General features: G+C 66.9%; 15 protein-coding genes and 1 pseudogene. 8 read left to right on the top strand and 8 right to left on the bottom strand.

What is annotated here, in order from left to right; all coding sequences use genetic code 11:
- Positions 1–216 precede the first annotated feature (216 nt).
- Together ACEN8G_RS14990 and ACEN8G_RS14985 are read left to right on the top strand one after the other, a co-directional pair.
- On the top strand, positions 217–2,874 hold the full coding sequence (locus ACEN8G_RS14990) for a TonB-dependent receptor (protein ID WP_413414227.1): 2,658 nt from the start codon (positions 217–219) through the stop codon (positions 2,872–2,874).
- 244 nt (positions 2,875–3,118) lie between these two features.
- Positions 3,119–6,340: a PAS domain S-box protein gene (locus ACEN8G_RS14985; protein ID WP_413414226.1), complete on the top strand. Its 3,222-nt coding sequence runs from the start codon at positions 3,119–3,121 to the stop codon at positions 6,338–6,340.
- A 10-nt stretch (positions 6,341–6,350) separates the two neighbouring features.
- Here ACEN8G_RS14985 and ACEN8G_RS14980 read toward each other — a convergent pair whose 3' ends face one another.
- Complete coding sequence (locus ACEN8G_RS14980; protein WP_413414225.1) at positions 6,351–7,460, bottom strand: hypothetical protein; 1,110 nt, start codon at positions 7,458–7,460, stop codon at positions 6,351–6,353.
- A gap of 105 nt (positions 7,461–7,565) precedes the next feature.
- Entirely contained in the window at positions 7,566–8,366 is an 801-nt protein-coding gene (locus ACEN8G_RS14975; RefSeq protein ID WP_413414224.1) for an SDR family NAD(P)-dependent oxidoreductase, read from the bottom strand.
- A gap of 127 nt (positions 8,367–8,493) precedes the next feature.
- Here ACEN8G_RS14975 and ACEN8G_RS14970 point away from each other — a divergent pair, with 127 nt between their 5' ends.
- Positions 8,494–9,444: a LysR family transcriptional regulator gene (locus ACEN8G_RS14970; protein ID WP_413740614.1), complete on the top strand. Its 951-nt coding sequence runs from the start codon at positions 8,494–8,496 to the stop codon at positions 9,442–9,444.
- A gap of 165 nt (positions 9,445–9,609) precedes the next feature.
- On the opposite strand, the pseudogene ACEN8G_RS14965 reads toward ACEN8G_RS14970, so the two are convergent.
- From ACEN8G_RS14965 to ACEN8G_RS14950, 4 genes and pseudogenes are all read right to left on the bottom strand, one after another.
- A pseudogene (locus ACEN8G_RS14965) lies at positions 9,610–10,470 on the bottom strand (FAD-dependent monooxygenase); the annotation flags it as partial.
- A 72-nt stretch (positions 10,471–10,542) separates the two neighbouring features.
- Complete coding sequence (locus ACEN8G_RS14960; RefSeq protein WP_413414222.1) at positions 10,543–11,334, bottom strand: SDR family NAD(P)-dependent oxidoreductase; 792 nt, start codon at positions 11,332–11,334, stop codon at positions 10,543–10,545.
- Positions 11,335–11,385: 51 nt separating this feature from the next.
- Positions 11,386–12,264 carry an alpha/beta fold hydrolase gene (locus tag ACEN8G_RS14955; protein ID WP_413414221.1) on the bottom strand — a complete coding sequence of 293 codons (879 nt, stop codon included), beginning with the start codon at positions 12,262–12,264 and terminating at the stop codon, positions 11,386–11,388.
- A gap of 10 nt (positions 12,265–12,274) precedes the next feature.
- Positions 12,275–13,123, bottom strand: coding sequence for a methyltransferase domain-containing protein (locus tag ACEN8G_RS14950; RefSeq protein WP_413414220.1), 849 nt, complete (start codon positions 13,121–13,123; stop codon positions 12,275–12,277).
- 305 nt (positions 13,124–13,428) lie between these two features.
- Here ACEN8G_RS14950 and ACEN8G_RS14945 point away from each other — a divergent pair, with 305 nt between their 5' ends.
- Both ACEN8G_RS14945 and ACEN8G_RS14940 read left to right on the top strand, forming a co-directional pair.
- The gene (locus ACEN8G_RS14945) at positions 13,429–13,920 is read left to right on the top strand and encodes a nuclear transport factor 2 family protein (protein ID WP_413414219.1); all 492 of its coding nucleotides are present in this window, start codon (positions 13,429–13,431) and stop codon (positions 13,918–13,920) included.
- Entirely contained in the window at positions 13,907–15,328 is a 1,422-nt protein-coding gene (locus ACEN8G_RS14940; RefSeq protein ID WP_413414218.1) for an aldehyde dehydrogenase family protein, read from the top strand. Before ACEN8G_RS14945 ends, ACEN8G_RS14940 begins: the two co-directional genes overlap by 14 nt.
- A gap of 52 nt (positions 15,329–15,380) precedes the next feature.
- Here the strand turns inward: ACEN8G_RS14940 and ACEN8G_RS14935 are convergent, their stop codons facing one another.
- Positions 15,381–18,329, bottom strand: a complete 2,949-nt coding sequence (locus tag ACEN8G_RS14935; RefSeq protein WP_413414217.1) for a M16 family metallopeptidase — start codon at positions 18,327–18,329, stop codon at positions 15,381–15,383.
- Between the two features lie 255 nt (positions 18,330–18,584).
- On the opposite strand from ACEN8G_RS14935, the gene ACEN8G_RS14930 reads away from it, so the two are divergent.
- The 3 genes from ACEN8G_RS14930 (at position 18,585) to ACEN8G_RS14920 (ending at position 23,579) form a co-directional block, all read left to right on the top strand.
- Positions 18,585–19,097, top strand: coding sequence for an RNA polymerase sigma factor (locus ACEN8G_RS14930; RefSeq protein WP_413740613.1), 513 nt, complete (start codon positions 18,585–18,587; stop codon positions 19,095–19,097).
- The gene (locus tag ACEN8G_RS14925; protein WP_413414215.1) at positions 19,097–20,194 is read left to right on the top strand and encodes a FecR family protein; all 1,098 of its coding nucleotides are present in this window, start codon (positions 19,097–19,099) and stop codon (positions 20,192–20,194) included. The genes ACEN8G_RS14930 and ACEN8G_RS14925 overlap by 1 nt, the downstream gene beginning before the upstream one ends.
- A gap of 121 nt (positions 20,195–20,315) precedes the next feature.
- Entirely contained in the window at positions 20,316–23,579 is a 3,264-nt protein-coding gene (locus ACEN8G_RS14920; protein ID WP_413414214.1) for a TonB-dependent receptor domain-containing protein, read from the top strand.
- A 184-nt stretch (positions 23,580–23,763) separates the two neighbouring features.
- On the opposite strand, the gene ACEN8G_RS14915 is transcribed toward ACEN8G_RS14920, so the two are convergent.
- The gene (locus ACEN8G_RS14915) at positions 23,764–26,070 is read right to left on the bottom strand and encodes a TonB-dependent siderophore receptor (protein ID WP_413414213.1); all 2,307 of its coding nucleotides are present in this window, start codon (positions 26,068–26,070) and stop codon (positions 23,764–23,766) included.
- Positions 26,071–26,134 lie beyond the last annotated feature (64 nt).

Genomic DNA, 26,134 nt, shown 5'->3' with positions numbered 1-26,134 from the left:
GCTGTGCGCCTTATGCAACACTAGTACCACTAACGTACCATTGTCAGCAGAAAATTGCACTGGACTGTAATCCCAATGTAAGAATCCGTCTTGACGACCCCCATTGGCTGAGGAATGGTACGGGTATTGGTACGCGACTGGTCTACCGATGACGTACCACAAAGAATCAAAAGAAGCATAAGCAAGTTCAGAAACATCTGACCAAGGGGATGAGACATGGGGATCCGGGGATTTCTTATCGGCACGGCCAGCGCCATGGCGCTGCTCACCGGCGCCGCACATGCACAGACCAGCGACACCACTGCCCAGCCCGCCGATGAAGGCGAGATCGTCGTCACCGGCTTCCGCGCGTCGCTCGCCCAGTCGATCGATGCCAAGCGCAAGGCAGATTCGATCATCGACTCGGTCTCTGCGGAAGATGTCGGCAAGTTCCCCAACACCAACGTCGCCGAAGCGCTGACGCTGGTCCCGGGCGTCACCGTCGATCGCCAGTTCGGCCAGGGCGAGAAGGTCTCGATCCTTGGCACCGATCCGGCGCTGAACCGCACCCTGCTCAACGGCCAGACCGTGGCTTCGGCCGACTGGTTCATCCTCGATTCGCCGGGCCGTACCTTCAACTATGCGCTGCTCGCGCCGCAGCTGGTCAACCGCGTCGATGTCTACAAGTCGCCCGAGGCGCGCATCGACGAAGGCTCGATCGGCGGCACCGTCAACGTGCTCACCCGCAAGCCGCTGGAGCTGAAGCCCTTCGTGGTCGCCGGCTCGCTCGGCTATCTCTACAATGACCGCTCGGAGAAGGGCGACGTCCAGGGCTCGGCGCTGGTCAGCTGGCACAATGAGAGCAAGACCTTCGGCATCCTCGCCTCGTTCCAGCGCGCCAAGGATCGACTGCGCCGCGACGGCCTGGAGAGCTATGGCACGATCACCGCGGACTTCTGGGCCGGCAAGAACGACGCCGGCACCAGCTCGATCACCACGGGCAACTGCACCGCCACCTGTGCGACCACGCTGACCGCGAACCCGGGCGCCAAGTTCCCCAACGCGTTCGGCACTTCCTATTTCGAGCAGAACCGCGAGCGCCTGACCTATTCCGCCACCGCCCAGTGGAAGCCGGTCGACGAGCTGACGATCACGGCCGACTGGCTGCGCATCGACGCGACCTATGACAATCTCAACCAGTCGATGTACGCCTTCCCGGGCAATGTCTGGAACAGCGCCGGTGCGCTGACCGGCCTGACCGTCGACAATGGCATCGTCACCAAGGCGAGCTTCAAGAACGCGCTGTCGGTGCTGGATGCCCAGTACCGTGTCGCCGAGATGCACTCGCAGACCTTCCGCGGCCAGATCGGCTGGGACGACGTGCATTGGGACCTGAATGTCGAGGGCGGCGTGTCCGATGCGGACGGCGGCACCAAGAAGCAGGTGTTCCTCGAGTTCCTCAACTGGGCCGACTATACCGTCGACATCAGCGGCGCGCCGGACAAGCCCGGCACGCTCAACTACGCCACCAACGTGCTCGGCAATCCGGCGGCCTTCGCCACCGATCCGGGCTGGAGCGGCAACCTCGTCAACAAGCCGACCACCGACAAGGAGCGCTACGGCCAGGTCGACCTCGGCCTGAAGTTCGACGGCTCGCTGAAGCGCTGGTCGTTCGGCTACAAGTACCGCCACCACGAGACCGGCCAGGAATATGCCGGCATCGCGCTGACCGGCCTTTCGGTGCCGGCGAGCAATTTCGACACCCGCCCGGTCAAGGACAATTACCTGTCGGGCTTTGACGGCATCAACGATCAGATGGCCGGCCGCTTCATCATCAACGGCGATTCGATGGTGGACTATGTCCAGGGCCGTCCGAACCTGCCGACCCCGTCGATGTTCGCCGCCGCCGAGTTCACCGCCGGCAACTGGAACATCAAGGAAGACATCCAGGCGCTCTACAGCCAGATCAACTTCGAGCAGGGCGCCCTGCGCGGCAATATCGGCGCGCGCTATGTCCACACCAAGACCGAGAGCGCGGGCTTTGTCTGCAAGCCGGGTGCCGCGTGCAATGCACAGGCCGACTGGGTCTGGCAGACCACGATCCGGTCCTACGACAATGTCCTGCCGAGCGTGAACATCGCGATCGCGCTGCAGAAGGACCTGACCTTCCGCTTCGCCGCCGCGCAGGTGATCGCACGGCCGAACTATGCCGACATGTCGAACTATTTCTGGCTGTCGGACCAGATCGGCACCGGCGGCGGCGGCAACCCGAACCTGAAGCCGTACGAATCGACCAACTACAATGCGTCGCTCGAATGGTATTTCGCGCCGCGCGCGATCCTGGCGGCCGAGGTGTTCTACAAGGACATTGGCAACTACATCCTGCAGAAGACCGCCCGCGAGCAGTATTTCAACCAGTTCGTCGGCGCCGTGACCACCTACAACATCAGCCGGCCGTTCAATGCGGGCTCGGCCAATGTGAAGGGCTTCGCGATCGCCTATCAGCAGAGCCTGCCGCTCGGCTTCGGCCTGCTCGCCAACTACACCTATGCCGACGGCAAGGGCGAGGAAGGGGCGGACCTGCCCTACAACTCGAAGCACCAGGCGAGCCTCAGCCCGTTCTTCGAGAGCGGTCCGATCGCCCTGCGCGCAACCTACACCTGGCGCTCGAAATACTTCACCGGCATCGACCGCGGTGATCAGATGTACGTCCGCGACAGCGCCAATATCGACGTGTCGGCGACGTACAACATCACCAAGGAGATCGGGCTGACCGTCTCGGGCATGAACCTGACCGACAGCCAGTACTACGCCTATGCCAACACGCAGCGCCTGCCGCGCGGCGTTTACAAGAACGGCCGCAAGCTGCTCGCGACCGTCAATGTGAACTTCTAACCCTCCAACCCCTGGGCTGGCGGCCGGACGCGCAATCGTCCGTCCGCCGGCCCTTTTTCTTTGCGACCCTGTCGCGCTCGTCACCCGCACCGCGAGCGCCCGGAAAGGGGGCAGGGACGTCGCGCGGGGACGCAGGTCGTGGTCTTCCCGGCCGCCGGAGCACCGGATTCGGATAATGCTATCCGTAGTGGCACCGAAGCACAGTTTATCAATCCGTTCATCTCACTGAATTTACTGGTTTTCGATGCTTCAGCACGCGCTCCCCCCGGAACGGGCCGAAAGTCACGACACCAGCACGCCGCCGACCTGGGACAGGGTAAGGCGGCTCGAGGCGCTTGCCCGGGCGCAGGTCCGGCTCGCGGAGACGCAGCTGGACCTCGACCATTTCATGCAGGTGGTGGTCGAAGAACTCAGCCTCCTGATCGAAGGGGCCGGCGTGGTCGTCGAGCTCGTCGATGGCAGCGACCTCGTCTACACCGCGGCGAGCCCGTCGATGCGAACGTTCCTCGGGTTGCGGGTGAAGCGGGCGGGCAGCCTCTCGGGCCTTTGCGCGGCGCAGGGGGAATTGCTGCTCAGCAACGACACCGCGACGGATGGCCGGGTCGATCAGGCGGCCTGCGAGCGGACCGGCGTGCGGGCGATGATCTGCGCGCCGCTTCTGGACGGAGGACTGGCACGCGGCGTGGTCAAGGTTTGTGCCTCAACGCCGCATCGCTTCGGCGAGGACGATGTCCAGGCATTGCGCCTGCTCAGCGCCATGCTCTCCGCCGAGATGCGCAAGCAGCTCCGCTTCGACGAAACCGAGCGCGATCTCGCGCAGCGGACGGATGCCGTGGAACAGCTCTCCCGCGAAGTCGGCGAGCGCGCTGCCCTCGAGGCTTCGCTGCGGGCGAAGGAAGAGCGCCTCTCCGGCATCATCGGCAACGCGCACCAGGCGATCATCACGATGACGAGCGAAAGCATTATCACCTGCTGGAACCGCCAGGCCGAGCTGACCTTCGGCTGGTCCGAGCAGGAGGCGATCGGGCGCGACCTGGCCGAGCTGATCATCCCGGCGGAATTGCGGGACAGCCACCGTGCGGCGCTTTCCCGTTTCGTCTCAACCGGCGAAGGCACGCTGATCGGGAGCCGGATCGAGGTCCAGGCGCTGCATCGCACCGGGAAGTCCATGCCGGTGGAGCTCGCGATCAACGCGGCGCACACCCAGGAGGGCTGGGAATTCACCGCGCTGCTCCACGACATTTCCGAGCGCAGGAAGCAGACCGAGCAGTTCGAGAACGCGTTCAATCACGCGCCGATCGGCATGGCGCTGGTATCGGCCGAGGGCGGCTTCCTCCGCGTCAACGAAGCGTTCGTGCGCATCGTCGGCTATGCGCCCGACGAGATCGCCGGGCTCGACTTCCAGACGATCACGCATCCCGCCGATCTGGAGTCGGATCTTGCCCAGTTGGGCGACCTGATCGCCGGCAGGATCGGCAGCTACAAGATGGACAAGCGCTATGTCCACAAGACCGGGCGCCAGGTCTGGGTGCGGCTCTCGGTGTCCATGGTCGAGGCCGAGGACGGCAATCCGCCCCATTTCATCGCGCAGGTCGAGGACCTGACCAACGAGCGCGAGGCGGAGAACCGCTACCGGCTGATGGCGCGCAACTCGACCGACATGATCACGACGACGGATCTCGAGGGACGGATCACCTTCATCTCGCCTTCGTGCGAGAAGATCATGGGGCTCAACCCCGCCGACCTGCTCGGCCGGCCGGCCTTTGACTTCGTCCACGGCGAGGATCTGCCGGCGCTGCGTCGCGAATATGGAACGCTGATCCGCACCGGCAGCGCGGAGCGCGTGCGCTGGCGCTCGCAGCGCGCCGATGGCGAGTGGATCTGGCTCGAATCCAGCATCGGCATCCTGCACGACGCGCATGATGAGGCGATGACCGGCTTCATCGATGTCGTCCGCGACGTGACCGACCGCAAGCGGCGCGAGGACGCGCTGGCCGCGGCGACGCTCAAGGCGGAGCAGGCGGTGCGGTCGAAATCGGACTTCGTCGCCAATGTGAGCCACGAGTTGCGGACGCCGCTCAACAGCATCATCGGCTTCTCCCGCCTGCTCGACGAGGCTCCGGAGCTGCGCGACGAGACAAGGCAGCGCGTGCGGCTGATCCACAATGCCGGCCAGGCGCTGCGCGGCGTGATCGACAATGTGCTCGACTTCTCGAAGCTGGAGGCGGAGGCGCTCGAGCTGAACTCCGTCTCGTTCGACCTGCACGCATTCGTGCGAGAGACCGTGGCCCTGATGGAACCGCAGGCAGCCGCCCGCGACATCGATCTGCGTGCGCTCGTCGGGTCGGACGTCCCGGCCTGGATGGAGGGCGACGATGCCCGGCTGCGTCAGGTGGTGCTCAACCTGCTGTCCAACGCGATCAAGTTCACCCATGAAGGCTCGGTGACGCTCACCGCCTGGACGACCGGGAAGCGGGGCGCCCAGCGCCTGCGCGTCGAGGTGCGGGACACGGGTGCTGGGATTCCGGCGGAAAAGGCCGCGACTTTGTTCAACCGGTTCGTCCAGGCGGGGCCGGCGATCGGCGCGCATTATGGCGGCACCGGCCTCGGCCTTGCGATCAGCCGCCAGCTGATCGAGCTGATGCAGGGCGCGATGGGCCTGTCGAGTGAGGTCGGCCAGGGATCGACCTTCTGGTTCGAGATCCCGTTGCGCGAAGGGCGCCCGATCGCCGTGCGGGGCAAGGCCGAGCGGCGGCCCCTGCTCGACTTCTCCGGCAAGCGGATCCTGGTGGTCGACGATGTCGATCTGAACCGCGAGCTGATGCTGGCGACGCTGTCGCGCTACGGGTTCGACGTGTCGCTCGCGGCCGATGGCGCCGAGGCGGTCGAGTCCGTGCTCAGCGGCAGCTTCGATCTGGTGCTGATGGATTGCCAGATGCCGGTCATGGACGGCTTTGCGGCCACGAAGGCGATCCGCGCGGCGCAGGCACCGCAGAGCTCGGTGCCGATCGTCGCGCTCACCGCGAGCGCCCAGGCGGCGCATCTCGATCGGTGCAGCCAGGCCGGCATGAACGACCAGCTCACCAAGCCGCTGGATGAACGCCAGCTGGAACGGGTGCTCGCCGAGCAGCTGCCGCAGGCGGAAGAGGAGGGGCGGCCCGAGGCGGCTGTCGCGGAGACGCCGGCCGCGGCGCCCAAGCCCTCGCTCGAGGCGCGCTATCTCGCGCGCAAGATCGCCACGCTGACCAAGATCGCCTCCGCGCTCGAACAGGGCGCGATCAGCGACGCGGCGAGCGACGAGATCCGCGCCCTGGCGCACCAGCTCGCCGGGATCGCCGGCATGTTCGGCCAGCCGGAACTCGGCGACCTGGCAAGCCGGCTCGAGGAGGGACTGGAGCGCTGGTCGTGCGAGGAGCGCCTCGAAGAGGTGCGCGCGCTCTATCGCGAGCTGCTGGCAGCCTGCTGATCGGCAGCGTCTAGGGCGTCTGGCCGTAGGATGCGTAGTCCGCCGCGACCTGCGCTTCCATGCGCGATGCCGCGGCGAGGTCCGCCTCCCCCTCGGCAGCCCGGCCGAGGCGTTTGGCCGCGATCCCACGGCCATAGAGCGCGGACGCCATCTTCGCGTCGCCCTTTACTGCCTTGTCGTACAAGGCCCAGGCATCCTGCCACCGCCTCTGCTGGAGCGCGACCAGGCCGGCACTGTCATAGCTGTTGGGTTCCGCTGCCAGGGCGAGGGCCTGGTCGCATTGCGTACGGGCCTTGTCGAACTCGCGCTTCAGATAGGCGGCACGCGTCCAGCAGGCCGAATTGAAGCCGACGGCGTATTTGGGTGCGCGCGACGTGAGCGCATCATAGTCGCGCACCGCATCTTCGTGCTTCCCCATGTCCTGATAAAGGCCCGCGCGCCGTTCCAGCGCAATGGCAAGGGTCGGATCGATCGCCAGCGCGGCGGTGAAATCGGCGATCTGGCTTTCGGCCGGTTGCTTCAGCACGCCGCGGACGATGCCGTGACGATAAAGGGTGAGCGCGCGTTCGGCCGTATCCGCCATGCCCGCCTGGATCGCCCGGTCGAAATCGGCGAGCGCCGCCGGCCATTGCTGCTCGCTGCCGACGATCCGCGCGCGGACCGAATAGGCATAGCCGTTGCCGGCATCGAGCTTGATTGCCTTCTCCACCGCGATACGGGCACTGGCCTTGTCGCTGCGCCGCAGCTGGGCGTCCGCCAATCCTGCATGCACCATGCTGCGCCACTGGGCGGTGAAGCCGGACACGCCGCGCGCAGCATCGAGCCTGGTCATCGCCGGATCCTGCTGGGCTTCGGCGATCTTGAGCGCACCGGTGAAGTCGGCCGCCGCATCGTCGGCCGCGTCGTTCCGCAACAGGGCCGCGCCACGAACCGCCAGCGCCCGGGCCCGGGTCGCATCGGGCACCCCGAAATCGGCCGCGATCAGTTCGCGGCACGCCGACACTTCCTGCTTGAGGCAGCGCTCCTCGTAGAGTCCGCGGACATAGTCGGACATGCGGCCCTGCGCGGCCGCAGTCCCGCTGGTCAGCAGCGCAATCGAAACACAGGCGATCCGGATCATAAGGGCCCCCTCATCGGCAAAACGCCATTCCCGCCGCGATGCATAGCAAGGACGTCCGGAGCGGTCATTCAACCATGTAAGGGGGCGAGGCATCTCCGCTCGCGGTCAGAACGCCGAGCGTACCGTGCCGCCATCCACCCGGATCGTCGCGCCGCTGACATAGGCTGCGAGCCCACTGGCCAGATAGGTGACGGCAGCCGCGATCTCTTCCGGCCGGCCCAGGCGACCGACATCGTTCGGCACCAGATCCTTGACGCAGCCGCGCTCGATCTCCTCCCAGCTCTCGCCCCAGCCCTGCTTCGGCGCGATCTCCTCGAGCAGCTTGCGCACCGACGGCACCAGGATGGCGCCCGGCGCGACGATGTTCGAAGTGACGCCCGTGTTCTTCAACTGCCGGGCGAGCGACACGGCGAGGTTGTGGCGCGCGGCGAGCGAAGCCTGATAGTCGGGATGCATCGTCGCCGGCTGCTCGGCGAGCCCGCCGCCGATCTGGATGACGCGTCCCCAGCCGCGTGACACCATCGGCGGGACGATGCGCTGGATCATCCGGACGGCCGAGAAGACGTTCACCTCGAAGGTCTCGGCCCATTTGTCCGGCGTCGCGCTGGGCCAGTCGAGATGATGGTAGTAGCCGGCATTGTTGACGAGAATGTCGATCGCGCCGCCCGCAAAGGCCTGTTGGGCGACGGCTTCGGCGCCTTCGTCATTGGCCAGATCGCCGATAGCGACATCGGCGGTGCCACCGGCCGCGACGATCTCCGCCGCCACCTTGCGGGTGCGTGCCTCGTCGCGGCCGTGCACGACCACGGCGGCGCCTTCGGCGGCGAGCATGCGCGCAATGGCTTCGCCAAGGCCCGACGATGCGCCGGTGACGAGTGCCCGGCGCGTTTCGAGTTCCGTTTTCATCCTCAAATCTCCTGATGCTTGCGATGCATCGAAGATGGGCCCAGATGATTACCTTGATTAGCTTGCGCAATCGGGATGGGTTATGCGGCATAACGGTACAATCAGCCGGAACAGCATCGGCGAGCTCATGGCAGCGATCCAGCTTGCCGAGCGGCGCAGCTTCCGCGCGGCGGCGGACTATCTGGGCATCTCGCCTACGGCGCTGAGCAGCAATATCCGCACGCTGGAAGACCGGCTGGGCGTACGGCTGTTCAACCGGACCACGCGCAGCGTCTCGCTGACCGCCGCGGGCGCCGAGTTCATCGCGCGGGTGGCGCCGGCGCTCGCCGAGATCGAGCGTGCCGCCGAAGAAGCCGGCAGCCGCGCCGGCGCACCTTCGGGCCTGCTGCGCATCAACAGCTCGGTGACCGGGGCGCATCAGGTCCTGGCCCCGGTGCTGCGCGATTTCAGCCGGCGCCATCCGCTGGTCTCGATCGAGCTCACCACCGAGACGCGGCTCGTCGACATCGTGCTGAACGGATGCGACGCCGGCGTCCGGCTGGAGGAATCCGTCCCCGCCGACATGGTCGCGGTGCCGCTGCCCTTCGGCCTGGATTTCTGCGTGGTCGCCGCGCCGGCCTATCTGCGCGAACACCCCGCGCCGGGCGTTCCCGCGGACCTGCTGCACCATCGCTGCATCCGCTCGGTGCTGCCCGGCGGCGGGACCTATCGCTGGGAATTCGAGCGCGGCGGCGAGGCGCTCGCGCTCGACGTGCCCGGCAATCTCACGCTCGACAACCAGCTGCTGCTATTCAAGGCCGCGATCGAGGGCATGGGGATCGCCTATATCGCGCGTTCGATCTGCAGCGATGCGATCGAGGCGGGGCAGCTATCGCTGCTGCTCGAGCCGTGGATGCCGAGATCCTCCCGGCTATGCCTCTATTATCCGCACAACCGGAACACCTCGCCGGCGCTACGCGCGCTGGTCGACACGATCCGCGCCGCCGCTCCGGAACGGGAGGAGGAGCGGCGTATAGCTGCGCCGATAGAGGCGGTCGCCGAGCAGCCGGAGGATGGCGATGCGGAGCGGCCGGGGTAGCGACCGCGTCGAATCCCGCGCGCGGCATTGCTTCTGGATCCAGCGCACGCGCTCCAGCCGCTGCCGGTTGAATTCGGCCAGCGCTCCGCGGAGGTCCTGCGCACCGGCAATGCAATCGGCGAGCACCAGCGCGTCCTCGAACGCCATGCTGGCCCCCTGTGCCATGCTCGGCGAGCAGGCATGAGCGGCATCGCCGATCAGCACCGCAGCGTCGTTGCTCCAGTCGCGCGCCGCGACCTCGCCCAATATGCCCTTGTCGATCCGGTCGTCCGGCCCGAGCGCGGCGACGACCGGCGCGAGAGGTGCCGCGAAACCGCCGAATAGATTCTTCAGGCCCTGGCGATGGGTGGTCGGATGGGCGGGAAGCAGCACATTGTCCGCGTCTCCGTACAGATAGAGCAGCCCGTCCTCGACCGGAACGCCGAGCAGCGCGCGGCGATGGCCGAGCATCACCGTCCAGTGGCGCAAGCCGATGCGGTTCGGCACCAGCGTCCGCCAGCAGGTGCGCGGATAGATTTCGGGCGGCTCATATCCGAACAGCTGGGTGCGCGTTGCGGAGGTGAAGCCGTCGGCGCCGATGACCAAATCATAGACAGCCTCGGCTCCGTCCGAGAAGGTCAGCCGCGCCTTGTGATCCTCGATCGCGATAGCGTCGGTCCAGGTGCCATAGCGGACCTGCGCCTCCACGCCCGACCGGAGTATCCCGGTCAGCGATGCCCGGGTGAGCGACAGGCAGGGGCCGGCATCTTCCCAGAAGCTGTCCACATCCATGTCGTGCAACACCCCGCCGCCGGCATCGAGGATGGTCTGGCGCCGATTGTGCCAGGCGATGTCCGCCACCTGCTCGCCCAGCCCCAGTCCGCGCAGTGCGACCATGGCGTTGCCGGGCAGGAACATGCCGGCCCCGCCGGTCAGAGGGCTCGGAGCACGGTCGATGATGTCGAATGCGATGCCCTGGCGCTCGAAAGCGCGGGCAAGTGCCAGGCCGGCGATGCCGGCGCCGATGATCAGAATATTCCTCGACATGGGGTAAACTCCTGGACGGCCGAAGCCGGAGAATGCGCTGCCGCGTGGCGGTATGGCGCGTGTCAATTGCGGTTAGACGGAGACGCCGCCATCGACCCGGATATGCGCGCCGGTGACATAGGCGGCGGCGTCGCTGCACAGGAACTCGATGACGCTGGCGACTTCCGCCACCTTGCCGAACCGGCCCATCGGAGTGTCGCGGCGCACCGTTTCATAGGCGTCGCCCAGCACCTGGCGGAGCAGGCCGGTCTCGACCCGCCCGGGCTGCACCGTGTTGATGGTGATGCCGCGCCCTGCCAGCTCGCGGGCCAGCCCGCGCGTCAATCCCGTCATCGCGGCCTTGGTCATCGTGTACGCCGCCTGGCCGGGATAGGGCATATAGTCGCTGCTGACGCTGCCGACATTGATGATCCGCGCGCCCGCCCGCATGTGCGGCAGGGCCTCGCGGATGGCGAGGAACGGCGCCTTGACGTTGACGGCGACCATTTCCTCGAGCGCGCCCAGATCATAGCTTTCGATCGCGCCTGCACGGGCCAGCCCGGCATTGTTGACCAGCATGTCGACGCGACCGAACCCTTCGACCAGTTCGCGGATGCAGGCGCGGGTTTCTTCCTCGGAGCGAGCGTCGACCCGCATCGCCATCGCGGTCCGCCCAGCGTCGAGCAGCTCCCGTTCAAGCTCCCGGGCCGCATCGCGCGAGGCGAAATAGGTGAAGGCGACCGATGCCCCCTCCTCGGCGAACCTGCGCACCACGGCAGCACCGATGCCGGTACTGCCGCCGGTGACCAGCGCGATCTTGCCGGTGAAGCGCTGCTCGCGCCGGATCTCGCGCTTCGGGACGGTGAATTGTTCTGGATAGGACATGCGCGGGGCCATTCGTTGCGGGACGCTGGAGGAGGGGAGGGAGGCTGGCAATCAACCGCCCAGGCCGAACCCCAGCACCGCCGCATTGAAGCCGTCCGCCTGTTCGAGATGGATGAAATGGCCGGCATCCTGGAAGCGCAGGAACCGAGCGTCGGGTACCAGCGATGCGATGATCTCGCCATGGGTGGGCCCGCAGATGAAATCCTGCTCGCCCGCCAGCACCAGCGCCGGAACGCGCAGGCCGGGCAGCTCCGCCGTCACGTCGAACGGCGCGCCGTCGCCGATCAGCAGGGTCGCGGTGATCGCATCCCGGATCGATTCGAAATGCAGGTCGGGGCGACGGAAATCGGCGAAATAGACGGGCAACAGCCGCTGCAGGACATGGAGATAATCGGCGTCGCTCCGCATCGAGCCGAGGCTCTGCCATGCCGCCAGCACATCCTCCGCCAGCGGATCGCCGGCGTGGCGGGCGGCAAAGGCAGCTGCATTCTGTCCCGCCGAACCGATGAACGCCCCGCCGGTGACCGCGGCGCTGGCGTAGAGGATGATTCCCTTCAGCCGCTCCGGCTGCTGCAACGCATAGTGCTGCGCGACGAAGCCGCCATGCGAATGGCCGAGCAGCAGCGCGTCCCGCAGGTCGAGTGCGTCGAGCAGGGCACCGAGCTGCTCGCTGTAGCGCACAACGCTATAGCCGCCCGGATGCGAGGGCAGGCGGCCGGAATTGCCGGTGCCGATCGGCTCCAGGTACAACATGGTGAAATGCTGCTCGAGCGCCGGCATGCGCAGATAGCGCCAGCCGATCCCGGGCCCTCCGGAGTGGACCACGCATAGCGACCCCTGTCCGGCAATAGTGTAGGCCTGCCGGACACCCAGCAGGTCGATGGCATGCGCGCCGGGGCTGAGCAGCTCGGATCGGGAATGGTCGGTCATTTACGCTTCCTTACGAACACGCCGGATGATCGGCATCCGGCAGGGAATTAGTTCTCGCCACCACGAAGGTCGCCACCGGGCCGCGATCGACTTCGATGTCGCCAAGGCCCTCGCGCTCCAGCATCGCGGCAAGCTCGGCGCTGTCGGTGATCTCGCCGCCGCTTCGCAGCGTGCGCAGTGCGGTGAATTCGGCGAGGAAAGGATCCGGCGGCACCGTGTAGAGCCCGGCCACCAGAAAGGCGCCGAGGCGGGAGGCAGCGGCGATCCGGGCGATCGCCTCGCGCACCACCACGCGCTGCAGGAACATGGTCGGTAGCCAGGCCAGGCTATAGCGGGGCCGCGCTGGCAGATCGGCCACGTCGAGCGGGTCGATGCGGATGCGTGCCGCGAACGGGCTAGCGGCGACGTTGCGCTCTGCGATGGCGATTGCAGGCGGCCAGATGTCGATGCCGTGCACCTCCAGCGCGGGACAGGCTTGCGCCGCCCTGAGGGCGATAGCTCCGACGCCCGTACCGACATCAAGGAAGCGACCGGACAAGGCCTGCCTGAGCAGCGGGCGAGTTTCCGACAGCGCAAGGATCCGGTCGAACACGCTTGCCGAAGCCTGTCCCTGGGCCTGGAGTATCTCCGGATCGGTGACCTGCCAGCCCGGCCCGCGAGCGGGATCGCGCAGCAATTCGCCGCCTTCCGCAAAGGCCATCGCGATCATGGTGCGCAGCTGCGGCAGCTCCGCCTCGGCGAGCGACGACGGCGCGGTCCCGAGCGCGAGCCCGGCCGCACGCTCGATCCGGTCGCGCATCTCCGCATCCATGTCCGCGAGCGAGCGAAGCTTCAGGGCGGCGCCGATCGCGGCGAGCATCCGGACCGAACGGGCAAGCTCTGCCACCCGGGGCAAGGCCGGTTCCGTCATTGCTGCCCGTTCCGAGGGGCCGGCATCATGGCCATCAACTTCCAGATCACATCCGGTCTCCGCGGCAACCCGCCCTGGTACGCCATGTGGTGGAGACTGCGGAAAAGCGCCCGTTAGCTTGCGCGAGCGGCCGTTAGCGCAGCGACGCCGGGCCTCTCTGGCGGTCGCTAACATCGCCTGCGCGCCGATAACGTGCCTGCGCCGGCGCCAGGCCTATCTTTGCTCCATCGGATTCCCTGCCGGAGTAGGATGCGATGGCGAACGACATCGACGAATGGGCGATCTTCAAGCTCGCCGCGCGGCTGGCCCAGGCGGCGGACGACCGGGACCTGCTTGGCTATCGGGCATGCCTGGCGGATACGGTCTGGACCGGATCCCCGGGCGAAACCGCGCCGGTCGCTGCCGACAGCTACGCGCGCGATGCCATGCGCCGGCTGGCCGGCACGCGCTGGACCCATCACAAGCTATGCAATCCGGTGATCGACTTGGATGTCTACGGCGAGCGCGCATCGGCGAGCATCGATGTCGTCGTGACCGCCCGGCGCCTGGCCGATACCGTAGAGCCTGCGCGCAGCGTCTTCGGCGGGCGCTATCTGCTCGGCCTGATCCGGACGGGACAGGGGTGGCGCATCGAGCGGCGCCGGCTGGCCCCGCGCTACAGCTATGACGAGATCCCCCTGCCTGCCCGCGATCCGGCGGCGGCGCATTTCACCATCGATCAAGGAGCCGATCATGCGCATTTTTGACGAAAGCTATATCGACGGCGGCTTCCAGAAGACGCGCGGCCGCGAGGAATTGCCGCTGATCAATCCCACCACCGAGGAGCAGATCGGCACGCTGAGGCTGGCGGACGAGGAAGATGCCGACCTCGCCGTCCGCAGCGCGCGCCGGGCCCTGCCGCAATGGGCCGCCTCCACCCCGGCCGAGCGGATGGACTTGCTCAATCGGCTTGCCGACGCGGTCGAGGCGCGCGCCGATGCGCTGACCGAGGCGACGATCACCGAATATGGCGGCCCGATCGAGCAGGCCCGCTGGCGCGCCGGCCTTGCCGCGGCGAACTTCCGGATCGCGGCGAAGCTGCTCGAGGATTTCCCGTTCAACCGCCGGATCAACCACACCGAAGTCGTCGCCCAGGCGGCAGGAGTCGCGCTGCACATCGTGCCATGGAACAGCGTCTACAATGCGATCAGCGTGAAGATGGCCGGAGCGCTCGCTGCGGGCTGCCCGGTGGTGGTCAAGCCCAGCGAGTTCAGCGCCTGGCAGACGCGGCTGTTCGCCGAATGCCTCGACGCGGCGAACCCGCCCGCGGGGCTGATCAACATCGTCTCGGGCACCGGCAATGTCGTCGGCGAAGCGCTGACCCGGCATCCCGATGTCCGCAAGATCTCCTTCACCGGCTCGACCCCGGTCGGCAAGTCGATCCTGCGCGGCTCGGCGGACCGGATGCAGCGCGTCACGCTGGAGCTGGGCGGCAAGGCGCCGACGATCGTGATGCAGGATGCCGATCTCGCCCAGGCCGCCGCGCTCGCGCTCGGCATCGGCTTCGCCAATAACGGTCAGGCGTGCATCGCAGGGACGCGGATTCTCGTGCACCGCCGTCAGCTCGCCGAGTTCTGCGCGGCCGTGACCGCCGCGATCGGGAAGACGGTGGTCGGCGATCCCGCCGCAAGCGCGACGACGATGGGCCCGCTGGTCAACCAGCGCCAATATGACCGCGTGCGCGGCTATGTCCGCAAGGGGATCGAGGAGGGCGCGCATTTGCTCGTTGGCGGCGAGGACCGACCCGAGGGCCTGGACCGCGGCTATTTCATCCGGCCCACGGTGTTCAGCCAGGTCACGCCGGACATGACGATCGCCCGCGAGGAGATCTTCGGGCCGGTGCTCGCCATCCTGACCTATGCGGACGAGGAGGACGCCATCCGCATCGCGAACGACACGCCCTATGGCCTGCACGCCTATATCCTCGGCACCGACGTCGCCCGCGCCCGGGCGATCGCCGGGCGGCTCGATGCGGGACGGGTGGCGATCAACGGGTTCGCGCACGAACCTATGGCGCCGTTCGGCGGCTTCAAGGAGTCGGGTATCGGCCGCGAATATGGCGTGTTCGGGATCGAGGACCATCTCGAGCTTAAGGCGATCAGCGGCGCCGGCTGATTGCCTGTCGCCAGGCCGGTGACACGAGGGTTCGTGCCACCGGCCCCGGCCTTCAGCTCCCTTCGGCCTGGTCGCTCGGCAGCACCGAGGCCTTGAACGCCTTGTCCATGCGCAGATACTGGCGGGCGAGTGCCTGGATCATCGCCGGGGTGACGCTGTTGTAATCCGCCTCGAGCGTCAGCGCGTCGTCGGCGCTGGAGGGGCGATACGCTTCGCCGAGCAGCGCGCTGAACCAGAAGCCATTGGTGTTCATGCTCTGCCGGGAATGCTCGATCATCGGCTGGCGCGCGCGCTTGAGCTCGTCGGCCGTCACCGGCTTCGCCTGGAGGCCCTTCACGATCCGTTCGACTGCCGCATAGAAGGCCGGCAGCTTCTCCGGCGCGGTCGCGGCATAGATCTCGAGCGTACCGAAGCCCTTGTAGTCGGGCGAGTAATCGTCCTTCACGCCCGGGGAATAGGCCAGCGCCTCTTCCTCGCGGATCACGTCCAGCACGCGCAGCTGGACCACCGCCTTGAGCACGCCGATCTGACGGGCGAGCTTGCGGTTGCCGGTGACGTCGACGGTCGGGAAGGCCACCACGCCCAGCGACTGTTCCTTCAGTCCGTTGTGCGTGAAGGTCAGCGGCGTCGGCGTCGGCGCGGCGAAGCGGCGCTGGTCGGCGCCGGGGGCGGACGGATTATAGTCGGGCCGGGCCGGCAGCGCGCCGAAGGTCGGTGCGACGGCCTTGATCGCGTCGTCCACGCTCAGCTCGCCGACCATGACGATGTGGATCGGGCCCTTGCCGAGCATGCCCCGAACGTCGTCGCGCAGCGGATCCATCGTCCATTTGGACGTCACTTCCGGCGGCGCGGCGGCGAGGCGCTGGTCGCCGCTCGCCATCGCCGGCTTCACCTTGATTCCGTAGACGCCCATCGGCGAGGAATTGGCCAGCAGCCAGCCCGCCGGTGCGGTCGCGATCACCTTGGCGAAGGGCGCCGGGCGGAACGCGGCGTCGGTGACGAAGGCGGTCATGTACTGCATCTGCAGGCCAAGGTCGCTCGGGCGCGTGCCGCCGGAGAAGAGGAAGCGCTGGCCCAGCGTCGAGAGGCCGGCGCCGACGACATGTCCGTTGAGCGCGCGGTTGATCTCGTCCGTCGTCATCTTGCCCAGCCCGCCGGGCACGAAATTGCCGACCGCGGCGGCGCGCGGGTCCAGCGCGCCGGGGCCGAAATTGCGCTCGCCGATGCCGGTCAGCAGGCCGACCTGGATCTCGTTCTTGCTATAGTCGGTCGTCTTGACCGTCAGCTTGACGCCGTTGGCGAAGGTCACCGTGGTTGCACCGAGCTTGTCCGGCGCCGAGCGGCTGACGACCTGGCCGGGTACGCCGAAATCGGTATAGGCCCAGGGCTTGGCGGCGGGCGGCTGGAGCTGCGCGACCGCAACCGTCTTCGAGGCATCGAAGACCGCGGCGAGCGCGGCGTCGCCCCCTTCGACCGGGTCGGACGAGTTGAGCGTCACGATCGGCCCTTCGCCGACGAAGATCGTCTTGGCGACGGGGTTGACCTGCGCCGGATTGAGCTTGCCGGCGACCGACTCGAAGATCTGCAGGTCGGTCTCGGCGGTGGTGGTCACCTCGCGCTCGTTGATGCTGTTCTCGATGCTGCCGGCCAGCTGCACGGTGTTGCGCGTCGGCGCGTTCTTGACTGCGCTCTCCAGCCGGGTGCGGAAGGTGTTGATCTCGCGATCGATCTCCGCCTGGCTGACTCCGAACTGGGCGAACTGCCGCACCGATTGCTCGACCGAGGCCAGCGCGTCCTTCCACTTGCCGGGGAAATAGGTGGCATTGACCGTCGAGGCGTGGAAGCTGCGGAAGAGATCGGAATCGCCCGCATCGGCATTGACGAAGGGCGGATTGTCCGAGCGGCTCTGCTCGGCAAAACGGCGCTTGAGCACTGCGAGCGCGATCTGGCGGACCCATTCGGCGCGGCGGTTGGCGAGATTGTCGTCGAGCAGGCGCGGCGGGCTCACCCAGGCAATGGTCAGCGCCGGGCTCAGGCTGGGCTCGACATAGACATGCGCCTCCTGGCCATGCTTGGCGAGCGTCCCCAGATCCGGCTCGGGACCGTCCGGCGCCTTGGGCTGCCAGTCGGAGAAGGCGTTCTTGATCTTCGCCTCCATCGCATCGACGTCGAAATCGCCGACTGCGATCACCGTGGCACGCGATGGCCGGTAGTAAGTTGCGTAGAAATCGACGAAGCGCTCACGCGGCGCGGTCTTGATGATCTCCATGTCGCCGATCGGGATCCGGTTGGGCAGCAGGGTGCCGGCACCGAGCACCGAAAGCTGCTTGAGGCTCACCTTCACCGCCGGCGAGTTGCGCAGCCGCTCCTCGCCCTGGATGACGCCGCGCTCGCCGTCGATATCGGCGGGATCCATGGTCGCCGCCGAGACCTGCTGGCGCAGCACGTGGAGCGCGGTGGTGAGCTTCTGGTCATCGACGCGCGGCATGTCGAGCCGGTAGAAGGTCTGGTCGAAGGTCGTGGCGGCGTTGAGGTCGGCGCCGAACTGCAGGCCGAGCCGCTCGAGCTCGTGGATCAGCTCGTTCTTCGGGATGTCGGCCGTGCCGTTGAACGCCATGTGCTCCATGAAATGGGCAAGGCCGAGCTGGTTGGGCTTCTCCATCAGCGAGCCGGCATCGATGCGCAGCCAGACCGATGCCTGGCCCGGCGGCGTCGCGTTGCGCTTGATCGCATAGCGGACGCCATTGGGCAGCGTGCCGTAGCGGATCGTCGGATCGACCGGCACGTCGCTCTTCTCGTGCGCCCAGGGCTGCGAAGGCGGGGTGGGGTCCTGGGGACGGGCGGCATCCTGTGGCGGCGCGGCACGATCGGCGCCCGCCTGGACCGCAACGGCCTTTGGCGCCCCCGCGCCCGCCCGGTCCTCGCCGAACGCCCCCGTTCCCACCAAGAGGCTCACCACCGACGCGCCGATAAGCAGGCGCCCGCGACCAGAATTCCGCATTAACTTACCCTCCCTGACTGGCAGCCGGCGCAAGCTTCCCGCGCGCCGTCCCCATCAGCAGCCAAGACGGAAGCCGATCGGAATTCCCCATCCCCGTCCTGAAAAATTCCGGATCGGCGCATTTTTTCGCACCCCATGCGTATCCCGCACGCGCGTGAGGATCTGCGGAGATGCACGGCTTGACGTCGCTCCGATTTGGTTCATTCAATGTTACAGATTTGCGCAAGGAGATCACCGCTGTCCGCACGCGGGGAATTGTCGCCTGATCCACCGGGCAACGTCTCATTCGATGCGTTGCACCGGAACTATCGCGCGTCCCTGCTCCGCTATTTCGGCCGGCGCGTTCCCGATGCCGCCGCGGCCGAGGACCTGACCCAGCAGGTGTTCGAGCGTTTGCTGCGGCGCGGCGAGATCGAGTCGATCGACCATCTCGGCGGCTATGTGTTCCAGACGGCGCGCAGCGTCTTCGCCGACTATCTTCGCAATCGCAGCAGCCGGCACGGCGAGGCGCACGAAAGTTTCGACGAAGCGCTGCACGGCGATGTGGATTTCTCGCCCGAGCACGTCCTGATGAAGCGGGAGCGCCTCGCACGCGTCATCGAATTGCTGCAGGTGCTGCCTGAGCGTACCAGGGTTATTTTCGTGCTTAGACGTCTCGAAGGTGTCAAATACCGGGAAATAGCGGCGCAGCTTGGCATATCGGTCAGCGCCGTCGAGAAACATATGGAGCGCGCGGTCGCGCATCTGGCAAGGGGGCTTGAGGAGTGATGGGTCCGCGACTTGTCCCCGACAGGGCAGATACGCCGCTCGACCGCGCGGCCCATTGGGCGGTGCGTGACGATGCGGACGCGCTCGATGCCGCGGAGCAGGCCGAGTTCGAGGCCTGGCTCACCGAGCCGGGCAGCGCGGACGCCTATGCGCGGGCGCGCGACGCGCTCGACGTGTTCGACGACCTGGACGGCATAGACCTTCCCGGGCTCGATGCGCTGCGCCAGGAAGCGCAAGTGCACCGCACCCGCCGGCCCTGGCTGCCCTGGGCGGCGGGCGGGGCGATCGCGGCGGGCGTTGCCGGGGTGCTCGGCTTCACCCTGCTCGACCAGCCGGTAGGCGCGCCGCAGGCGACGGCCCCGCAGGTGGCCAAGGCCGAACCCAGCATTCCGGAAGTCGCCGCGCCGGCCGCGAGCGGGGCCTATGCCACCGCGATCGGCGAGCAGCGTGTGCTCGTGCTCGCCGACGGGTCGCGGGTCACGATGAACACCGGCAGCCAGGTCACCGTCGATTTCCGTGCCGACCGGCGGATCGTCCGGCTGGTTCGCGGGCAGGCCCTGTTCGACGTCGCCCACAATCCGAAGCGTCCCTTCTCGGTCGCCGCCGGGGACCGGGTGGTCACGGCGCTCGGCACGATGTTCGAGGTGCAGGTCGGCCGGGGCCAGCTGCACGTCACGTTGATGCGCGGCAAGGTGGTTATCGACCCGCCGCGTGCCGTCGCTACGACCACCGGCACCGCGCTTCCGGCGGTGCAGGCGCCCACCTATCTCGCGCCGGGGCAGCAATTCACCGTCACCGTGCGCAGCGCGCCCGAGGTCCATGCCGTGGACGTGAACCGCCAGCTGCTCTGGCGGCAGCAGCTCGTCGAGTTCGACGATGCGCCGGTGTCCCAGGCGGTGGCTGAGCTCAACCGCTATTCGCTGAAGCCGATCGTGATTGCGGATCCGCGGGTGGGCCGGATGCGGATCAGCGGCGTCTACAAGACCGGCGATCCCAATGCATTTGCCGATCTGGTCTCGACGATGCTGCCGGTCGCGGCACGCGACACCAATCGCGGTGAAATCGAACTCTATCCGAGCGAGGGCAAAGCGCAGTGATGCTGCGCAGCGCCGGCCTTTGCGACAATTTTTTTACCGGTCCGATGTGGATTTGTTTCTGACCTTCGTCTGAAGCTCCGGGGACCGAAATGGCCCCGGGGAAAAGACACAGGGGGTTAGGATGGCTGGTTTCGCGAACAAGGTGCGGGTTCTGAAAATGGCGCTCGCCGTCGGCGCCGCGAGCTGCGCGCTGCACGGCGGCATGGCGACGGCGCAGGGGACGGCCGCCCGCCAGACGCTCGGCATCGACATTCCCGCCGGCAATCTCGGCGACGCGCTGATCGCGCTGGGTCGCCAGGCCAAGGTGCAGATCGCGTTCCTCCCCGACCGTGTCGCCGGCCGGAAGGTTGCGCGCCTCCAGGGCAATTTCACCGTGGACGAGGCGCTGGCCCGATTGCTGCGCGACACCGGGCTGCGCGTCCAGCGGATGCAGAACGGCTCCTATGTCGTCGGCGGCCCGACCAAGGCGACGCTGGACAAGGCCAAGCGCGTCATCGCCGATTTCGAGAACGACCAGGGCTATGTCAACGGCGATCCCAACATCCCCGAAATCCTGGTGACCGGTCGCCGCACACTGACCCTCAACACCGACATCCCGCGCACCGAGAACGAGGCGCAGCCCTACACGGTCTTCTCGCGCGAGCAGATCAAGCGTTCGGGGGCGATGAACCTCGAGGACTTTCTGCGCGACAATCTCGGCGCGATGACCAATGTCCGCACCTCGGCGCAGGGCGGGGGCGTCACCACCCGCGACTCTGTCATCAACCTGCGCGGCCTGGGTGCCGACTCGACGCTGATCCTGGTCGATGGCCGCCGCTATGCCGAGCCCAACAACGGCGTCACCGGCGCGTTCGTCCAGTCCTCGATCTCGGGCATCCCGCTCGACCAGATCGAGCGCGTCGAGGTGCTCGCCTCCTCGGCGGCGGGCCAATATGGCAGCAACGCGGTGGGCGGCGTAATCAACATCGTGCTGCGCCGCGATTTTCGCGGCATCGAGACCAGCGCCTATATAGGCGGGACGACCAAGGGTGATGCGATCGAGCGGAGGCTGAGCGCCAATGCCACCTTTCCGCTTCTCCCCAAGACCACGCTCACGCTGAGCGGCAGCTGGAAGAAGTCCGATCCGCTGCTCGCCGGCGATACCGACTTCATCAACGATCGCCTCGACTTCATCCTCAAGAACAATCCGCGCTATCTCGAGACTGCGCCGCTCATCTACGCGACCACGCCGAACATCCGCAGCGCCAATGGCGGCAACCTGGTGCTGCGCCCGCAATATGCCGTGAACGGCGTGACCGCGCTGGGTTCCTCGATCACCTATCTGCCCGCCGGCTATCGCGGCATCGGGCAGGACGGCGCGGCGGCGCTGCTTGCCAATGCCGGCCGCCAGAACATCCAGCCGGGCCCCGCCGACACCGGCGGCCCGCTGCTCGGTGACCGCTTCCCCTTGCTCTACGGCAGCACCGTGTGGAGCGGCACCGCGACGATCCGCAGCGACGTGACCAGCTGGCTCAGCCTCTATGGCTCGGCGAGCTTCTCGCGCGTCGAATCCGAGTACCGGACCACCCCGGTGCCGACTTCGATCAACTATGCGGCCAACAATCCGCTCAACCCGTTCACCACCGAGATCACGGTTTCCTTCCCGAGCAACGAGCCGATGGCGACCGAGCGGGCCCGGTCGGACACCACCCAGTTCATCGGCGGCGCGATCGTGAAGCTGCCCTGGCACTGGCAGGCCAATTTCGACGTCAACACCAGCATCGGCAATGCCGACTCCTATGACGCGAAGCGGCAGCTCTCGGCCGCCTATTATGCGAGCATGGTCCCCAACGGGAACGGCACGGTCAACGTCCTGCTCGACACGCTCGCCTATCCGATCGCCTATCAGTACGACACCGAGGGCAACTACACGCGGCGCTCGCCTTCCAAGTCGAGCTTCACCTCCTACACGCTGAAGCTGGCGGGGCCGATCGGCTTCGCGCGGCTCTGGGGCGGCAAGCCGGTGGTGACCTTGGTCGGCGAAATGCAGCGGCAATGGTTCGGCGACAGCGTCTCCTATAGCGACGGCCCCAGCCTCGCCGGCGTCTCCTACTCGCCCGAGCGCAGCCTCAACACCCGGAGCGCCTATGGCGAGCTGGTGCTGCCGGTGATCGGCGCGAGCAACAAGGTGCCGCTGATCCACGAGCTCGAGCTGCGCCTGTCGGGCCGCTACGACGCCTATAACGGCCGCGGCACCAACACGAGCTTCCAGTGCGTCAACAGCCATGCCGGCAACCTGACCGCCGCCGAGGAGCAGGATCCCTGTCCCGCGCCGGGCGTGGTCATCCCCTATCGCCGGGTGAAGAACGACTCGTTCAACCCGGTGGTCGCCGCGAAATGGTCGGTGACGCCGGACATCGCATTCCGCGGCTCCTATTCGACCGGCTATAACCCGCCGCAGCTCAGCAATGTCGTCGAGGCCACGGGCTTCAACCTGTTCGGCTTTACCAACGCCATCCGTCTCGCCGCTCGCGATCCGCTGCGCGGCAACGAGCCGATCGGGACCAATTTCGGCTTCTTCTCGCTGGTCGAGGGGCTGTCGGGCGGCAATCCCAACGTCGATCCGCAGAAGTCGACCAGCTGGTCGTTCGGCACGATCCTGACGCCGCGCTTCCTCAGCGGGCTGACGTTGCGCGCCGACTGGACCAGGATCGACATCAAGAATGCCTATTTCGATCCGTCGGGCCTGCTCAACAACACCACCAACCTGGCGGCGACGGCCTTCGCCGACTTCCTTGCCGCCTATCCCGATCGCTTCCGGCGCGCGCCGGTGGCGCCGGGCGATCCCTACAGTGTCGGCAAGATCATCTATGTCGACGCGACCACGGCGAACCTGTCGCGCCGGCTCAGCGAAGCGGTCGACTTCTCGGGCAGCTATGTGCGCAAGATCGGCCAGGGCCAGCTCGAGATCCGCGGCAGCGCCACGCTGCTGCTCAAGCTGACCACCCAGATCACCGCGTCGGCGCCCGCGCAGGACATCACCGGCGTGGTTTCTACCGGCAACTTCTTCGGCGGAGGCGACAGCCTGAAGTTCCGCGGCGTGCTCTCGGCGAGCTACACGGCGGAACGCTGGAACCTCGGCGCGCGGATGCGCCATTTCAGCGGCTATTATGTCAACAACACCCACACGATCATCCCCGAACAGGGTTCGAACCGGGTGGAGGCATCGACCTATTTCGACCTGTATGGCGGCGTGCGGATCTTCCGGAAGACCGAGCTGGGCCTTGGCCTCAACAACGTCCTGAACACCAAGCCTGCCATCGATGTGACGCGGACCATGGGCTATGCGCCCAGCGGCGACCCGCGGCTGCGCACCTTCTACGCCAACCTGACGCAGCGCTTCTGAACCCGATCGGCGGCGGATGTCCCCCGCCGCCGGTTTCCAGTCGGGGAGCCGGGTCGCATAACCGTCATGCCCAGACGGGTGACCGGCAAAACCCGATCGCGTGCTCCTGGGAAGCCGGAATCCGGCTGCCCAGGAGCTTGCGCGTCAGGGGTTGAGGGACCGGGCCGCGCGCCCGATGCCCCGCTCACCACTGGAAGCGCAGCGATCCGATCACGGTCCGTCCCGCTCCGAAATAACAGCTGTTGCTGAACGGGCAGGCGGAGATGTAGCTCTTGTCGAACAGGTTCGATGCATTGATCGCGAGCGAGAAGCCCCCCAGCGCAGGCGTCGCCTTGCCCAGATCATAGCCGAGCATCGCATCGACCAGGGTGAAGCTCTCGGTGGTGAAGCGCTCGAAGGTCGTGACGTTGCTGACCACCTTGTAGGCGGTCGTGCCGTCCGATCCGCCGACATAACGGACACCGAAGCCGGCCTTCAGCCCGGCAAGCGGACCGGCAACGCGGCCGCTCTTGCCGAAATCATAGGACAGGAAGGTCGAGGCGGTCCATTCGGGCGTGCCGAGCTGGCGGGTCCCGGTGGTGGTCGGCGTGCCGCTGTTGGTCGCGGTTGGCGCGACGGCGGGCGCGCCCTGGGTGATGATCGCGTCGGTATAGGCCGCGGCGGCCACCACGTCGAACCCCGGGGTCACTTCGCCGCGGCCCTCGAACTCGAGGCCGCGCACACGTACCTCACCGATCTGGATCTGGGCGGTCGAGGGGATGCCGTTGGTTCCGGCGCGCGGGTCGCCCACCGGCACCTTCTGGCGGCGCAGGTCATAGGCCGAGACGGTGAATAGCGCATTGGTGCCGCGCGGCTGGAACTTGATGCCCGCCTCATATTGGCGCCCGGTGACCGGATCGAACGGCACCCCGTCCCAGGTGGCGCCGGTCTGCGGCTCGAACGATTCCGAATAGCTGACATAGGGCGAGACGCCGAACGGCAGCTCGTACAGCGCGCCGAGCCGGCCGGTGAACGCGGTCTGGCTGAACGGCGTCATCGCATTGTTGCGCTTGTTGAGCGTCGTCTGGTCGTACCAGTCATAGCGCCCGCTCGCGATCAGCTGGAGCCGGCCGATCGCGATCTGGTCCTGCAGATAGACGCCGACCTGGTCGCGTTTGCTGTAGCTGTTGGTATAGGCGCCCGACAGCTGGGTCAGGTCGAAGCTCGGCAGCGTGCCGCCATAGACCGGGTTGAACAGGTTGAGATTGGGAATGCTGGTGACCGGATTGGCCGTCACGCCGGTGTTGAACTGCTGGAAATTCTCGCCGGCGATATGCTGATAATCGATGCCCGCCAGCACATTGTGCCTGAGCGGCCCGGTCTCGAACTTGGCGTTGAAGCTGTTGTCTAGCGTCAGCGTGTCGAAATTCTCGTCCGCGCCGCCGCCGCCGCGGATGATCGTCGAATAATCGGTGTTGCGGTTCACGCCCGTGCCGGTCGTCGCGAAGCCGGCCACATAGAGCTGGCGATAGCTCAGCCAGTTGTTCTGGAAGCGCGCGCTCGAGCGGAACGAGAGATGCTCGTTGAAATCGTGGCGGAACAGCGCCTCGATCGACTTGGCGCGGTGGTCGTAGCGCTCATAGCCGGGATCACCGGTATTGATGTCGCGTGGCAGCTTGCCATTGGGGTTGGGCAGCACCGAGCCATAAGCCGAGACGCCCGAATAGCCGCCGCCGCTCGGCGAGCGCTGATAGGAAGCGATCAGCGTCAGGCTGGTCGCATCGTCGGGCGCGAAGGTCAGCATCGGGCTGACATGATAGCGTTCGGAGAAGGTGCCGCGGGTCAGCCCGTCGCCCTTCTGCCAGCCGCCGACGATGCGGGCGAGCCACCGGCCATCCGCGTCGAGCGGCTGGTTGATATCGGCCACGGCGCGGATCGTGTCGTAATTGCCGAGCTGCAGCTCGAACCGGCCGGACGCGATCTTCTCGGGCATCTTGCTGGTCAGGTTGACCAGGCCGCCCGGCGTCGAGTTGCCGTAAAGCACCGACGCCGGGCCCTTCACCACATCGATATGGTCGATGCGGTTGAAGTCGATCTGCGGGGTCGAATAGGGGCCCGCGAGCAGGCGCATGCCGTCGAGATACACGCCCGGCGCGAAGCCGCGCAGGATGAGCTGGTCGTAGCGCGTGACCATGCCGCCGCGCTGGTTGGGCGCAACGCCCGCGACATAGCCGAGCGCCTGGTTGATCGACAGCGCGTTGCGCCGGACCAGCTCGTCATTGTCGATCACCGTGATGGTCTGCGGCGTTTCCATCAGCGGCGTGTCGGTCTTGGTGCCCGAACCGGTCTGCTTCTCGCGCAGGCCGGTCACCAGGATCGTCGAATCCTGCGCCTTGTCATCCTCCGGACCGTCCTCGGCATGGGCCGGGGCCGGCAGGAGCGCCAGCGCCGGCACCAGCGCCGAATGCATCAGGAACCCACGGAACATCGAGCGACGGAAACTACCGGTCACAAAACCCCCTTTGTTATTGCTAACGATTTGCAATTGCCGCTAGAGACGAACCGCAGCCGATGCA

The sequence above is a fragment of the Sphingomonas sp. Sphisp66 genome, from assembly GCF_047324325.1.
Lineage (GTDB): Bacteria > Pseudomonadota > Alphaproteobacteria > Sphingomonadales > Sphingomonadaceae > Sphingomonas.
This window is presented reverse-complemented; position numbering and strand designations above follow the sequence as displayed.